The organism is Dolichospermum sp. UHCC 0315A (genome assembly GCF_008121535.1).
Lineage (GTDB): Bacteria > Cyanobacteriota > Cyanobacteriia > Cyanobacteriales > Nostocaceae > Dolichospermum > Dolichospermum lemmermannii.
On the sequence record NZ_CP043056.1, the window covers coordinates 303,094 to 317,439 of the forward strand.

At 38.6% G+C, this 14,346-nt stretch carries 15 protein-coding genes; 12 read left to right on the top strand and 3 right to left on the bottom strand.

Annotated features, from left to right (window positions below):
- Window positions 1-405 precede the first annotated feature (405 nt).
- The 11 genes from BMF77_RS01470 to BMF77_RS01520 all read left to right on the top strand — a co-directional run bounded on the left by BMF77_RS01470 (window position 406) and on the right by BMF77_RS01520 (window position 9,104).
- A complete protein-coding gene (locus BMF77_RS01470) occupies window positions 406-1,101 on the top strand; it encodes a C40 family peptidase (RefSeq protein ID WP_148760067.1) in 696 nt (231 codons plus the stop codon).
- Between the two features lie 806 nt (window positions 1,102-1,907).
- Window positions 1,908-4,379 carry an ATP-dependent Clp protease ATP-binding subunit gene (locus BMF77_RS01475; protein ID WP_148760069.1) on the top strand — a complete coding sequence of 824 codons (2,472 nt, stop codon included), beginning with the start codon at window positions 1,908-1,910 and terminating at the stop codon, window positions 4,377-4,379.
- A 228-nt stretch (window positions 4,380-4,607) separates the two neighbouring features.
- Window positions 4,608-5,165 (top strand): Panacea domain-containing protein, encoded by a 558-nt coding sequence (locus tag BMF77_RS01480; RefSeq protein ID WP_148760071.1) that lies wholly within the window; start codon window positions 4,608-4,610, stop codon window positions 5,163-5,165.
- On the top strand, window positions 5,158-5,550 hold the full coding sequence (locus BMF77_RS01485; RefSeq protein WP_148760073.1) for a hypothetical protein: 393 nt from the start codon (window positions 5,158-5,160) through the stop codon (window positions 5,548-5,550). The genes BMF77_RS01480 and BMF77_RS01485 overlap by 8 nt, the downstream gene beginning before the upstream one ends.
- 13 nt (window positions 5,551-5,563) lie before the next feature.
- Window positions 5,564-5,818: a hypothetical protein gene (locus BMF77_RS01490; protein WP_148760076.1), complete on the top strand. Its 255-nt coding sequence runs from the start codon at window positions 5,564-5,566 to the stop codon at window positions 5,816-5,818.
- Window positions 5,819-6,069: 251 nt separating this feature from the next.
- Entirely contained in the window at window positions 6,070-7,398 is a 1,329-nt protein-coding gene (locus BMF77_RS01495) for a ParB N-terminal domain-containing protein (RefSeq protein ID WP_210422278.1), read from the top strand.
- Between the two features lie 56 nt (window positions 7,399-7,454).
- The gene (locus tag BMF77_RS01500) at window positions 7,455-7,646 is read left to right on the top strand and encodes a Nif11-like leader peptide family natural product precursor (protein ID WP_168204378.1); all 192 of its coding nucleotides are present in this window, start codon (window positions 7,455-7,457) and stop codon (window positions 7,644-7,646) included.
- A gap of 270 nt (window positions 7,647-7,916) precedes the next feature.
- Window positions 7,917-8,120 carry a DUF1308 domain-containing protein gene (locus tag BMF77_RS27595; RefSeq protein ID WP_246863043.1) on the top strand — a complete coding sequence of 68 codons (204 nt, stop codon included), beginning with the start codon at window positions 7,917-7,919 and terminating at the stop codon, window positions 8,118-8,120.
- 2 nt (window positions 8,121-8,122) lie between these two features.
- Window positions 8,123-8,416: a DUF3349 domain-containing protein gene (locus tag BMF77_RS01510; RefSeq protein ID WP_148760082.1), complete on the top strand. Its 294-nt coding sequence runs from the start codon at window positions 8,123-8,125 to the stop codon at window positions 8,414-8,416.
- Between the two features lie 53 nt (window positions 8,417-8,469).
- Window positions 8,470-8,742, top strand: coding sequence for a hypothetical protein (locus tag BMF77_RS01515; protein WP_148760084.1), 273 nt, complete (start codon window positions 8,470-8,472; stop codon window positions 8,740-8,742).
- Window positions 8,739-9,104, top strand: coding sequence for a clan AA aspartic protease (locus BMF77_RS01520; RefSeq protein ID WP_148760086.1), 366 nt, complete (start codon window positions 8,739-8,741; stop codon window positions 9,102-9,104). The genes BMF77_RS01515 and BMF77_RS01520 overlap by 4 nt, the downstream gene beginning before the upstream one ends.
- Window positions 9,105-9,234: 130 nt before the next feature.
- Here BMF77_RS01520 and BMF77_RS01525 read toward each other — a convergent pair whose 3' ends face one another.
- The 3 genes from BMF77_RS01525 to BMF77_RS01535 all read right to left on the bottom strand — a co-directional run bounded on the left by BMF77_RS01525 (window position 9,235) and on the right by BMF77_RS01535 (window position 12,027).
- Window positions 9,235-9,990, bottom strand: coding sequence for a TspO/MBR family protein (locus tag BMF77_RS01525; RefSeq protein ID WP_148760088.1), 756 nt, complete (start codon window positions 9,988-9,990; stop codon window positions 9,235-9,237).
- Between the two features lie 108 nt (window positions 9,991-10,098).
- Complete coding sequence (locus BMF77_RS01530; RefSeq protein WP_148760090.1) at window positions 10,099-10,833, bottom strand: HAD family hydrolase; 735 nt, start codon at window positions 10,831-10,833, stop codon at window positions 10,099-10,101.
- Window positions 10,834-10,959: 126 nt separating this feature from the next.
- A complete protein-coding gene (locus BMF77_RS01535) occupies window positions 10,960-12,027 on the bottom strand; it encodes a 30S ribosomal protein S1 (RefSeq protein WP_148760092.1) in 1,068 nt (355 codons plus the stop codon).
- A gap of 717 nt (window positions 12,028-12,744) precedes the next feature.
- Here BMF77_RS01535 and BMF77_RS01545 point away from each other — a divergent pair.
- Window positions 12,745-14,211, top strand: a complete 1,467-nt coding sequence (locus tag BMF77_RS01545) for an aminotransferase class I/II-fold pyridoxal phosphate-dependent enzyme (protein ID WP_148760094.1) — start codon at window positions 12,745-12,747, stop codon at window positions 14,209-14,211.
- The last annotated feature ends 135 nt before the right edge of the window (window positions 14,212-14,346 follow it).

The following is a 14,346-nucleotide window of genomic DNA, read 5'->3' on the forward strand; positions in this document are numbered from 1 at the left end:
TCCTGATTCAGACAAAAAGTAGAAAAGCTAATCTAAACATTCACATAAAAAATGATAAAATTACCATCCTGGTCATCCTTAAATCCTGTACTTCGACTTCGCTCAGTAACCGAAAATCCTGATTCAGACAATAAAGAATTTAACAATTAAACAAAATAGTTTATTGTTTCATCCTGTTCATCCTTAAATCCTGGATATCCTGATTCAGACAAATAGATAATCCTGTTCATCCTGAAAATCCTGATTCAGACAAATAGATATAGGGCTACTATTTGATTTTTGAACAAGCTGTAAACCGTAAACCCCATCGAATCAACGATTGAGTCTCAGTATAATGAACAACAATCAAACCGGATTCCTATAATCCTGTTCATCCTGAAAATCCTGATTCAGACAATATTAATAATGTCAATAAACCTACTAATTCCCCATTCCCCTACTGGAGAATATCACTGTCAGACTAACCTAAATATCTATAATTCTCCTGAATGTGTTAGTTTAGCCACCCAAGCCGCAACAGGACGACATTTACGAATAACATCAAATCATCAAAATACAGCAATTGCAGTTTGTTTATGTGAAGATGATTATCCAGGATGGTTATCTGTTCAAGATTGGCAATTTCTCCAACCCACAACAACAATATATCAACCCCAATTTATCTCCACAGCAGAAATTCAACAACACATACCCACAATTATTGCCTTTACCCAAGCCGCAAAAGAGCAAGATAATCATTATCTTTGGGGTGGCACAGTTGCCCCAAATTATGATTGTTCTGGTTTAATGCAAGCTGCTTTTAAATCTGTAGGTATTTGGCTACCCAGAGACGCTTATCAGCAAGAAGCTTTTGTTCAACCTATTGATATTAATCAAACACAACCAGGGGATTTAATCTTTTTTGGTATTCCCCAAAAAGCCACTCATGTAGGTTTATATTTAGGTGATGGTTTGTATATCCATAGTTCAGGAAAAGATCAAGGACGCAACGGTATTGGTATTGACCAACTTTCCCCACAAGGAGATACAGTAAGTCAGACTTATTATCAACAATTACGCGGTGCTGGTAGAGTTGTAAAAAGTTATACTGGTAATGCGTAATTCAGATCCCTGACTTCTTAGAGGTTGTTTGAAAAGTCTAATTTATACTCAAAACGGCTAGAAGCTGGACTTTTTTATCATACAAAGAACCAAGTTCAAAGCCTCTCCCATCATAAAAGCTGCTCCTTTTCCCTCCCTTGTAGGGGAGGGTCAGGGAGGGGTGCGGGGAGAGGTTTACAAGAGGGGTTTTATATTTGGTTCAACTATGAAACGTTTGCAGTATATAACCCGCCTAGCGAATGAAAAAATACCTTCAGTACACTGCGCGAACGTGAGTTAAAAAGAAATTAATTCTTCATTAGTCCACGCAGGTAGACTTGGTTTGTGTAGTGGTGTTCGCGTTAGCGTGTCAGAGTCTCTACATATATTCGCCCAAAACTTTTAAAACATCCTCTTAGTTTTTCACCAATGGAGATCTAAAAATCATATTTCTGAAGATAAAATAAAATTTTTATCCTGGTTTTATATCATAATATTTTTTGTTTTAATTCTTTTTAATAAAAAAATCTTATCATTCATGCCGATTTATTGACATCAACACACATTTTATGATAACAATGTGTGTTTGGGACTCCTAAACAAAATCCCCACATCAATAGTCTATTGTTTGGATTTAGCCACCAAAATGCTGGTAAAATCACTCTCCTCAGTACACTAGCTACCTAGAAATTAATTAATAGCTACTCATTAACCTATCAACCTGTGTCATGGTAATTGGATATCTAAATTGTTTATACAGATACCCAAAATTTTAGCCTGTGCTAAAATCAGCATACCGGCACGACGCAGGTGATAGGAAAAATGCCATGTTTGAGCGCTTCACAGAAAAAGCCATTAAGGTAATCATGCTGGCCCAAGAAGAGGCCCGCCGTTTAGGTCACAACTTTGTCGGAACTGAGCAGATCCTCTTGGGTTTGATTGGTGAAGGCACAGGAGTAGCCGCCAAGGTGCTGAAATCAATGGGAGTTAATCTCAAAGATGCTCGCATTGAAGTTGAAAAAATCATAGGACGGGGTTCAGGCTTTGTAGCCGTGGAAATTCCGTTTACGCCACGGGCAAAACGGGTTTTAGAACTATCCTTGGAAGAAGCACGCCAATTGGGGCATAACTACATTGGTACCGAGCATCTGTTGTTGGGCCTGATCCGCGAAGGGGAAGGTGTCGCAGCCAGAGTGCTAGAAAACCTCGGTGTAGATTTGACCAAGGTGAGAACCCAAGTGATTCGGATGTTGGGAGAAACGGCGGAAGTTACGCCGGGTGGCCCCTCTGGTCGCACTAAAACCCCAACTCTCGATGAGTTTGGATCAAACCTGACCCAAATGGCCATAGATAACAAGCTTGATCCTGTGGTGGGACGCGCCAAGGAAATTGAGCGGGTAATCCAAATTTTGGGTCGCCGGACTAAAAACAATCCAGTTTTGATTGGTGAACCTGGTGTTGGTAAAACCGCCATCGCTGAAGGTTTAGCTTCACGCATCGCCAGCAAGGATATCCCCGATATCTTGGAAGATAAGCGTGTAGTCACTCTTGATATTGGTTTGCTAGTAGCAGGAACTAAATATCGGGGTGAATTTGAAGAACGTCTCAAAAAAATTATGGATGAAATCCGCTCTGCGGGTAATGTCATCCTAGTAATTGACGAAGTTCACACCTTAATTGGTGCAGGTGCAGCCGAAGGGGCGATTGATGCGGCGAATATCCTCAAGCCAGCTTTGGCACGGGGTGAGTTGCAATGTATCGGTGCGACTACTTTGGATGAATACCGTAAACACATTGAACGGGATGCAGCGTTGGAAAGACGCTTCCAGCCTGTAATGGTGGGTGAGCCGACCGTTGATGAAACAATAGAAATTTTATATGGTTTGCGCGATCGCTATGAAGCACACCACAAGCTGAAGATATCCGATGAAGCATTGGTGGCGGCGGCGAAATTGTCTGATCGTTATATTAGCGATCGCTTTTTGCCAGACAAAGCCATTGACTTGATGGATGAAGCGGGTTCACGGGTGCGCCTGATTAACTCCCAACTGCCCCCAGCCGCGAAGGAGTTAGACAAGGAACTACGGCAAATCTTAAAAGAAAAAGATGATGCAGTCCGTTCCCAGGACTTTGATCGGGCAGGAGAACTGCGTGATCGGGAAATGGAAATCAAAGCCGAAATCCGCACTATTGCTCAAACTAAGAGTAATGGCGCTAGTGGTGACGGTGTTGAACCTGTAGTTACAGAAGAAGACATTGCTCACATTGTCGCTTCCTGGACAGGTGTACCGGTGAACAAACTCACCGAGTCTGAGTCCGAGAAGTTGCTGCACATGGAAGACACCTTACATCAGCGGCTCATCGGTCAAGAAGACGCTGTGAAGGCTGTTTCCAGGGCTATTCGTCGCGCTCGCGTTGGCTTGAAGAATCCGAATCGGCCGATTGCTAGTTTTGTCTTCTCTGGTCCGACTGGGGTGGGTAAAACTGAATTGGCTAAATCCTTAGCTTCCTACTTCTTCGGTGCGGAAGAAGCCATGATTCGCTTGGATATGTCCGAATACATGGAGCGTCACACCGTCAGTAAATTGATTGGTTCGCCTCCTGGTTATGTCGGTTACAACGAAGGTGGTCAGTTAACAGAAGCTGTCCGTCGTCGTCCTTACACTGTGGTGCTATTCGACGAAATCGAAAAAGCGCACCCCGATGTGTTCAATATGCTTTTGCAGATTTTGGAAGATGGGCGTTTAACTGACGCGAAAGGTCGCACGGTGGACTTTAAGAACACCTTGCTGATTTTGACTTCCAATATTGGTTCTAAGGTGATTGAAAAAGGTGGTAGCGGTATCGGCTTTGAGTTCTCTGAGGATGCGACTGAGACACAATACAACAGAATTCGCTCTTTGGTGAATGAGGAACTGAAGCAATACTTCCGTCCTGAGTTCCTGAACCGGTTAGATGAAATTATCGTCTTCCGTCAGTTGAATAAGTTGGAAGTTACCCAAATTGCCGAAATCATGCTCAAGGAAGTGTTTGGTCGCTTGACGGAAAAAGGCATTGTCTTAGAAGTCACTGACCGCTTCAAGGATCGCTTGATCACTGAGGGTTACAGTCCGAGCTACGGTGCAAGACCATTACGTCGGGCAATTATGCGCTTATTGGAAGATAGTTTGGCGGAAGAAATTCTGTCTGGACGCATCAAAGATGGCGATACTGCTCTTGTTGACGTTGATGAAAATGGCATTGTGCAAGTTAGTTCTCAGCAAACACGGGAGTTGTTACCCCAAGGTGTTGAGTCTTAGTTAGGTTTTTGTAATTGTTAATTGCACGGTGGAGGATTTTGGTTCTCTACCGTTTTTTTTGTTTCGCGCAAAGGCGCTAAGGAGCAAAGGCGCAAAGAGGAGAAGGGAAAAGATTAAAGTTGAAATAAACTGAGTCATGATATAGTCTGACATTTGTATAATAAATTTTCGCGTTTTCAGATCAAGATTTATAATATAGATGTACTACACTGCTTCTCAAGGATAATTATGCCTATCCAGTTTCGGTTTCACCCAGAAAAAGCTGTAGAAGCCGCAGCTATACTTATGAAGCTGCATGGTAAGCCTATGAAGTATTTAGGCTTGCTAAAAATGCTCTATATAGCTGATCGTATTGCGTTAGAAAGAATAGAACAACCAATTACAGGCGATCATTATGTATCAATGAAATATGGTCCTGTTCTTAGTGGTGTTTATGATTTAATTAAACGTAAACCTGTTGATGATGCTCTACCTCTGTGGTCTGAGTACATTTCTCCTGGTGATAAGAACTTTGTTTACTTAGTCAAAGATCCAGGAAATGATGAACTATGCGAAGAAGAAGAGGAGATTCTTCAAGAGGTATATCAAAGCTTTGGACATCTTGATCCATTTCATGTTGCTGAATGGACTCATGATTTACCAGAGTGGAAAGATCCTCATGGTTCTGCTATTCCCATTTCAGTAGAAGATATTCTGAAAAATGTTGGTAAAAGTCAGGAAGAAATTGAGGAAATTAGACAAATAGCACTGAGAGAAGCATATTTAGATGAGGTGCTAAGTGTCTAGTATTGCTATAAACATAGGAGATGTATTTTTAATTGATACACCTCCTAATGGCCAACATTTTTATGTCGCAATTGCAAAAACTTCTGGTAATAAATATTTATTTGTTAATTTAACAGACAAGAAAAATAACTCTGAACGAGTTTGTGTTTTAGCACCAGATCCGAGTGTACCAAGTTTTATTAAAAAGGAATCTGTTATAGCTTACTATTTTGCTCGTGAAATGGATGCAAATGATCTTGCTATTTGTATAACTTCTGGTAGTCCTATTCCCAAAGATTGTTTATCTGCCGATATCATATCACAAATTCAACAGGGAGGATTAATTTCTAAGAAGTTGAAGAATAAATATAAAACTGCATTGAAGAATTTTTTAGGAATTGATTAAATTAAACTTAGTAATGGGAAAGGTTTACTTGAAAATCAAGAATAACTGGAAATTTACAGAAGTATGGATTGATCCGATGTTATCACCGACCTATATTTTGTTATTACTTTGTGATAGTGAGGGAAACTGTCAAATTTATGATCCTAGACAGGGTGATAAGGTTGTATTTTCTAGTAATAATTATGAAACTGCTCAGTTATGGTTATTGGAAGATGAGTATGAACCGGTTGAAGGTAGGCTTTTAGCTGGGGAATTAGTAAATTTTTAATTTCGCGCAAAGACGGAAGAAGATTGAACCACAAAGGGACGAAGAACACGAAGAAATAAGAGTTACGGAGAAATTTTGTATGAGGTAAGGTGAATGATGAGTAATACAAAATCTGTGCCTCGTCGTCAACCAGGGAGAATGTATAACCTAACGAAGACAGTATTAAATCAGATAGGTTTACTGTTATATTAAAATAATACGTCTAATAAATCCTGATTTTGCTATTCAATTCAATGTCTAATATTCAGAGCATGAAAGAAAGAAAAGTTGCCGAACTCAAGCCTCATCCAAAAAATGAAAGTATTTATGGTGATGAAGATATAAAAGAATTCGCTCAATCTATTAAAGAACATGGGTTAAGGGTACCTCTTATGATTAAACCGGATGGTACAATTATCAGTGGACATAGAAGATGGAAGGCTGTTGAATTCTTAGGCTGGGAAACCGTTGCCGTTGATGTCATAGAAAAAGAATATCGTGATGAAGCAGAAGAATTAACAGACCTGCTACTCATGAATCAGCAGAGAGAAAAAACAAACGAACAAATATGCAAAGAATTAATAACGTGGGAAGAGATTGTGTCACTTGATCGTAAAAGAGATAAAAATGCGATTCAGGGAACAACTAGAGATGAAGTTGCAAGAAGGATTGGTTTGAAATCTGGTTCTACCGTTTACAAAGGTAAGAAAGTAGTACAAGCTATTGAGGAGGCAAAGAAAAATGGTGACATTGCCAAAGCAAACCGATTAAGAGAAGCATTGAATGATACAATTAATTCCGGTAATGAATTACTTGCAGTCTTATCATGCATGGATACGGCAGATAAACTTGGTTATATTGATGAAGCAGAAGCATTAAAAAAGGTATATGAAGAAAACGGTATTCATGCTGCTTTCACAAGTCCTGTTTTGACAATGCTCAAGAAAAATATAAAAAGCGGCAAAAAACAAGCTTTACCAACACAAACCAATAAAGAAAATGGCAAAAGGCAAGCCTCACAAACACAGAGCGATAATAATCAGACAGAAAGTGATGTAAAGCAGAGTCAAACTCAACATACACAAACACAATGGGTATTAGCTAAGTTAGGTCAAAAAATCTGTGGCTCAGTCTGGATAGCTTCTAATGATAACTCACGTGTATGGAATAATGAAAAATTAGGAAGCTTTAGTATTGATTCTTTTCCACACTTAGGAATCGGTAATCAAGCCCAAAACACTGTCAAGTTGATTGATGTAGTTTGGTTGAGTGGAGATCACCAGATTACTGCTGCTTTTGAGGTTGAATGTACCACATCTATATACTCAGGATTACTACGTTTGGCAGATTTAGTTGCTCTTTCCCCAAACTTAGCTTTTCCAGTTTTTATCGTACTCCCTAAGTCTCGTGTCAAGAATGTGATAAAAGAACTATCCAGAGCTTGTTTTAAAAATTTGAAACTAGATAAAAAATGCCGATGGATATTTATTGAAGATTTATTAAAAGATTGGGAGGGTATTATGAGATATCCTACAACAGTAGAGTCTATTCTGAAAAATTCTCATAGTATTGATTCATTTAAACTTCATAATGATCATTAATATGATATCATTAAAATATGGAATACATTTATAATCACAGAATAATAGAGTTTTTTATGAATAGACAAGTAATTCAATTTTTGGAAGAAGTTCAAAATGAGCTAAGTTATCAAGAAGAAGCAAAACAAGCAGAAACAATTGAAGATATTTTGCAAATTTGTGTAAAATTAGGTTACAAAATTAAAATACAAGAGTTGAAAATTGGTATTAAAAATCAATTAGAAGCTAAAAAAGTATATGATAAGTAAGTCGGCCCAATAAAATCGATATATGTTTAGTTTTGTAAAAACCGTGAAACACCCTATTTATAAGGTATTCGTTAATTTATATTTCGTTACATAGATTGATTTTTTAACGCCGACCTACTTACTAAAAAATTCTACGTTGGTTCTATTGGAAATCATAATTTTAAATTTAAAAAAATACCAGAAGGTATAAGAGGTTTAGATTACTTAAACCCAAATATTATAAATCTCTGCCGCCAGCAAATCGTTTTTAGTTAGCCTTTAGTGTAAGAAATGAGATCGCTCCTAGTTAACGGTGGAATGAGTGCGATCACTCTTAGTTATATGATGGTTGAAGAGTGTGATAGCGAAGCCCTCCGTAAGAATCGCTTTTTTTTTACTACCACAGCAGATGCAAAAGCTGTTAGAGCCGCTTCTGCTCAAGGTGTGGATTTTCATGTATATATTCATCCACCTTTTCCTTTAATTGGTAATTAATCATGCAAATCACTATTTCACCACATCTACAAAGTACATATAAATTAATTCAAAATGCTTTCCCCAAGGGAATAGAATCACAATCTTATTTACCGCTTTTAGCATTACTCAGTGAGGAAATGTCAGATAGGAATTTAGCTGAAGTTGTAGCTTACTATAGCGGTAAAGATTATAGTGTTGTTCTCAATGATGTATATCGCGTACAGTCAATTGATGTACCCACATCCGAAGCTATTGCTAATTTAAAGGAAAAATTACTTGTGTGTGGTTATGAACAGTGGCTTGAAGAAGAATAAACTGTACTACTAATCAAGTATAATAAACTAATCACCAAAAAGGATGAAACAAAATGCAAGCCATTCTCCTCAGCAGCGAAGAAGTCGCAAAACGTGCCAAAGAATTATATGATAATGGCATTCGTCAGCAAGTAGAAACAGCAGAAAACATCGGTAAAATGATAATTATTGATATAGAAACAGGTGAATATGCTATTGATAAAACAGGCATAGAATCAGCCCATTATTTACGGAATAAAAACAGATTTGCTCGACTCTTTGGTATTCGCATTGGTTACAAAGTTGCTGCCTCCTTTAGTGGAGAAATGGAGCGTGATTCTCGGTGATAACTGGTATTATTAAAAACGGGCGTGCAACTGTCAATGTTATATTTCGATTGCCAGAACAACCAGATTTTACAATTGAATTTGTGATTGATACAGGTTTTACAGAATTTCTTTCCTTACCTCCCGCAGCCGTGAATCTTTTGGGATTCCCTTTTGTTTATGATATGTACGCAAATTTAGCAGATAATAGCCGTGTGCTTTTACCAGTACATCAAGCTACCATTATCTGGAATGGAGAAGAAAGAGTAGTTAATGTTTTAGCTACAGGAAAGCGTCCCTTATTAGGAACTGCTTTACTTGACGGTTATAAACTATCTATCCAATTTACAGAAGGTGGTTTAGTAACAATTGAAGAATTATAGTTTAATATTACAGCACTATGTTAGGCGTTTAAATTCCTGAATTCAGTGGTAGAGAATTAATTCTTCCCTACCGTTTTTCATGGATATTAAATGCGCTCTTTGCTTTCCCGTCAAGGTGAATTATGACTATTTATTTCTCCACAACAGCTAATTTTAAAGGATACAAAGGCTCAGATCCATTTAACTGCCAAATTCTGAACACCAATACAGAAGCAACAGTTAACCATACACAAGAAAAAGATAAAATCATTCCCGCTAAAGGAACAGTTTGCCAATAAATTGCTGTTACGACTATAGCCGATAACCAAGGTCCTAAAATCACCACAGGAACAGCCGCACCTAATCTCCGTTCTACGGTAAAAATCGTATTCCAAGTATCTCCTAAAGCCAGATGTACCACAAACAGAATTAAAGGTAATACCAAAAATTGGTGATTCATTTCCTGCCAAACTAATACCGAAGAAATTACTCGCAAAACGGCAATTAACATCCAAACTATGGGAAATGCTAAAGGTGGAGGAGACCATCTTGGTCTAATTACCTGATCATAAGTTGTCCGAGAACGGGTATTATCTAAAAGCGAGAAAATGCGGGAACGGATACTTAATAAACCAAAAAATAACGCCGTGACTAAAGTGCTAAACGAACTGGGAAAAGCAGAATTATTGTCAATTAAAATTACTAATTTTTCCATTCCCAGTAACACAAGAATCATCACTCCTATTTGCAGAATAGTTCCTAATTTATAAACTAAAACTGCCTTGATATCTAGTTCTTGTGTGTCCGCTGCTGAGGTATTTAGAGACTGTTGTTGATTCCCAGTTTTTACACCCATCACTATATTGACAAACTGTTCAAGTATGCCACTATTATTGGATTGATTCATAATTAAGAGATAGTGAGTAGTTTGTAGTTAGTCCGCTTAAATTTTAACTTAATCAATTGCCAAAATTTTTCTGAATTGGTGTGTCAATAAATAGAACTAGGAAATCATTCAATCCTCAATAATCTGAATTTCCTCAAGTTGATTAATCACCACATCTGCACCTTTAACATTATCTGCCCTCCCAATCCAAGTAATACCAATACAGCCAGCAGCTTTAGCATCACGTGCCATTTGCATATCACCCACAGAATCACCTACCATTAAAGTTGCCCCTGGTGCTACTCCCAAGGCTTGACAAGCTTCTAAAAACAGGGCTGGATCTGGTTTACTTGGACCCTCATCAACTCCCTTTTCCAGTTGCAAATAATCGCTTAATTGGTGATTAATCACAAATTTCTCTACATCTTCAGTAGTTGCGGCTGACAGAATCCCCAATTTTAATCCCGCTACTGACAAAGACTGTAATACCTCCAAACTACCCACAAATAAAGGTGAGGGAGTTTTGCTAACATATTGATCAGCCTCTTCTAAAGCTTGACGGGCAATTTTCAAAGATTCAAACCATCCTCTTCCGGTTTCCGCAATATAGGCTGCTGCTGCAACTTCTGTTTCTTTGCGACTCGCTACTGATATTAAACCCGCTGGATCTAAAAAATCGCCATTAATACCAAAAGCCATTAACAATGGTTCACCAATACCGGGAATTTGCGCGTCTATTATCCGCGTTGCTTTTTGTGCCAACGTTATTAAATATGACTCGGAATCTTCTAAAGTCCCGTTTTTATCAAATAAAATTGCTTCAATATGAGAAAACGCAATGTTTTTACATTTAATAGTTACCATATTTTTCAGTTGTTAAAGAACAGGGAATAGATCAATTGAATAGCCAATTGCCACAAAAAAAGAGGGACAAACCCTCTTAATTCAATACTTTCATGATCTCAGTTGTAGGTAATTACAACTATCAATCTATGATTCAATAGCCGCTGGGATCTCTTCTTCAATTTCTGTTGCTGCGGGAATTTCTTCCCCAGCTACAGCTTCTACAGATGCAACTTCTTCAGCTACGCCTTCTTGAGGTGCAATTTCTTCAGCGTCTTCCACAGGTGCTACTTCCGCAGGTATAGTAATACCTTGCTGTTTAGCAAGCAATTGTTCCCGATACTTAGCTGCCATTTCTTCGGCCTTATCGTAAACCAAATCACGGTTCTTGATCATGTCACCGGGTTCAGGTTCTAACTGTTTGGTAGACAGCGAAATCCGTCCCCTTTCTGCATCCAAGTCAATGATCATTACTTTCACTTCATCATTGACATTGAATACACTATGAGGAGTGTCAATATGCTCGTGGGAAATCTCAGAAATGTGTAGCAGTCCGCTCACGCCACCAATATCAATGAAAGCACCGTAAGGTTTGATACCGCGAACAGTACCAATAACCACTTCGCCAACTTCCAAACGGTTCATCTTCCGCTCAACCAGCGCCCGACGATGGGAGAGAACTAAGCGGTTACGCTCTTCATCTACTTCTAAGAATTTCAAGGGCAGTTCTTCGCCTACCAAATCTTCCTTGGGTTTGCGAGTGCTAATATGAGAACCGGGGATAAAGCCGCGCAATCCTTCAATTCGCACTAATGCACCACCACGGTTGGTTGCGAAAACGCCAGAACGGACAGTAGCATCTTCTGCTTGCAACTGCCGCACTCGCTCCCAAGCCCGCATATACTCAATCCGACGAATTGAAAGGGTGAGCTGACCATCTTCATTTTCATCGGTAAGAATGAAAAATTCCCGTGTTTCGTTTGATTGTAAGACTTCTTCCGGGGCATCGACCCGGTTAATAGACATTTCTTGTATGGGTATATATGCTGCGGTTTTCGCACCTATGTCAATCAGAGCGCCGCGCGGCTCTATACTGAAAACTGTACCCGGTACGACATCTCCAGGGCTGAAGTGATAGTCGTATTTATCAAGTAGAGCAGCGAAATCTTCGTGGGTAAATCCAATTTCTGTAGCGGTTAAGTTCTGATTGACCATGCTAATGTATTCCTGGGTCTAGTCTCCGTAAAGGTTTTGTCATAAATTCAGTTTATTATGTAAGTAGGGGGATGACAATTTCCACTTACATTGCTGTCTTATCCTAGCTTAGAATAGCTAGTCTTAACACATATCAACTTCCAGACATAAAATTATATCATATTTTGGATTCGGGAGTCAGGAGTCAGGAGTCAGGAAGAAGAAAGAAGAAGAAAAAGAAGAAAAAGAAAGTTTTTCCTCTCATCTTTTCTCTCTTGTCTCATATTCCTTTTTTAATCAGTAGTTCGAGCCGGAGAACCAACCCAAGAGGATACTGCGGGTAGAGATTCACCTTTCATCAGCATAGAGAGATTACCCAAGCTGGAATCTTTTGCCATTACAGTATCATATAGGACGATAGCACCCCTACCGACCGAACAAGTTAATAAACGGTGTGCCTTGCAGCATCGTTACCAAGAAAGAAACTGCTAGAGTTTCATGAATACAAGTCACCAATTCTGAGAGGATGTTTTAAAAGTTTTTCATGTGTAAACAGACCCCTCTCCAAACCTCTCCCCTACCAGGGGAGAGGCTTTAAAACCCCCATTCCCTTTTAGGGAAGGGGGGTAGGGGGGTTAGGTTTTTGGAGATTATGGGTTTCATATAATACTTTTCAAACAACCTCTGAGCGAAACACAAACGGTGACCTTAATGTTTATCGCTGGTTTTCCCCTAAAAATGCCAAATCAAAACCAAACCCCCCTGATAGATGCCTTAAAAGCCTGTACAACCCGTCCTCACGCCCCATTTTACACCCCAGGACATAAACACGGTGCGGGCATTTCTCCACTTCTAACTGATTTAATCGGAAAAGATGTCTTTCGTGCTGATTTAACAGAATTAGCAGAATTAGATAATTTATTCACACCCCAAAGCGTAATTCTCGCAGCACAAGAACTAGCAGCAGAGGCTTTTGGTGCAGACAATACATGGTTTTTAGTTAATGGTTCTACCTGCGGAATTGAAGCCGCAATTCTCGCTACTTGTAGAACAGGAGATAAAATTATTCTGCCGCGAAATGTCCACTCTTCTGTGATTTCTGGGTTAATTTTTTCTGGGGCAATTCCTATTTTTATAAATCCTGAATATGACGAAGATTTAGATATTGCATATAGCGTTACACCAGAAGCATTAAAAGCAGCATTAGCAAAACATCCAGATACAAAAGCAGTGCTGATAGTTTATCCTAATTATTACGGTGTTTGTGGGAATTTGCCAGCATTGGTAAACCTTACCCACCAATATAATATTCCCTTAATTGTAGACGAAGCCCATGGCGCACATTTTCATTTTCACCCAGAATTACCAACATCTGCTTTATCCGCAGGTGCAGATTTAACAGTCCAATCAATTCATAAAACATTGGGGGCAATGACACAAGCATCAATGTTACATATTCAAGGTCAAAGAATTGATATTGATAGAGTGAATAAAGCTTTGCAATTAGTTCAATCTACCAGTCCTAGTTTTATCCTTTTAGCTTCTCTAGATGCGGCACGTCAGCAAATGGCAATACATGGAGAAAAGTTGATGTTTGAAACCTTGCAATTAGCGAAAGAAGCAATTGATAAAATCAACAAAATTCCTAGTTTATCAGTTTTACAAATACCTCAAAATCATATAAAAAATAACGGCTTTATAGATTTAGATAAAACCCGGTTAACCGTTAATGTTTCTCGGTTAGGTTTAACAGGTTTTACTGCTGAAGATATTATTAATGCCATGGGAGTAACCCCAGAATTTTCATCTTTACAAAATCTCACATTTATTATTAGCCTAGGAAACACAAAAACTGATATTGAAACATTAGTACAAACCTTAAATAATCTTACCCAAATTCCCCACTTGACAAATCGGGAAAAAATCTGTAAATCTAAAAAAGATACTATAATCGCCCCTTCTATGTGCATTTCTCCCCGTCAGTCCTTTTTTGCTGATAGTGAGATCTTACCTTTCGAGAAAACCCCAGAACGGATTTGTGCAGAAATTATTTGTCCTTATCCTCCAGGAATTCCCGTATTAATGCCAGGAGAACTAATTACAAAATCAGCTTTAGAATATTTGCAAGAAATTCAGAAAATGGGTGGTTTTATTACCGGTTGTGCAGATGAAACTTTGCAAACTTTAAAAGTTGTGAAAGGATAAATTTATCTCAACAGATATTTTAAAAGTAAAGAAAACATAAATCATTAGATATACCTATAATAATCATCAGAATATTTTAGTGTCAAGATTAACTTAGCACTAGAAATTCGTGCTTATATTAGATCAGCACTTTAT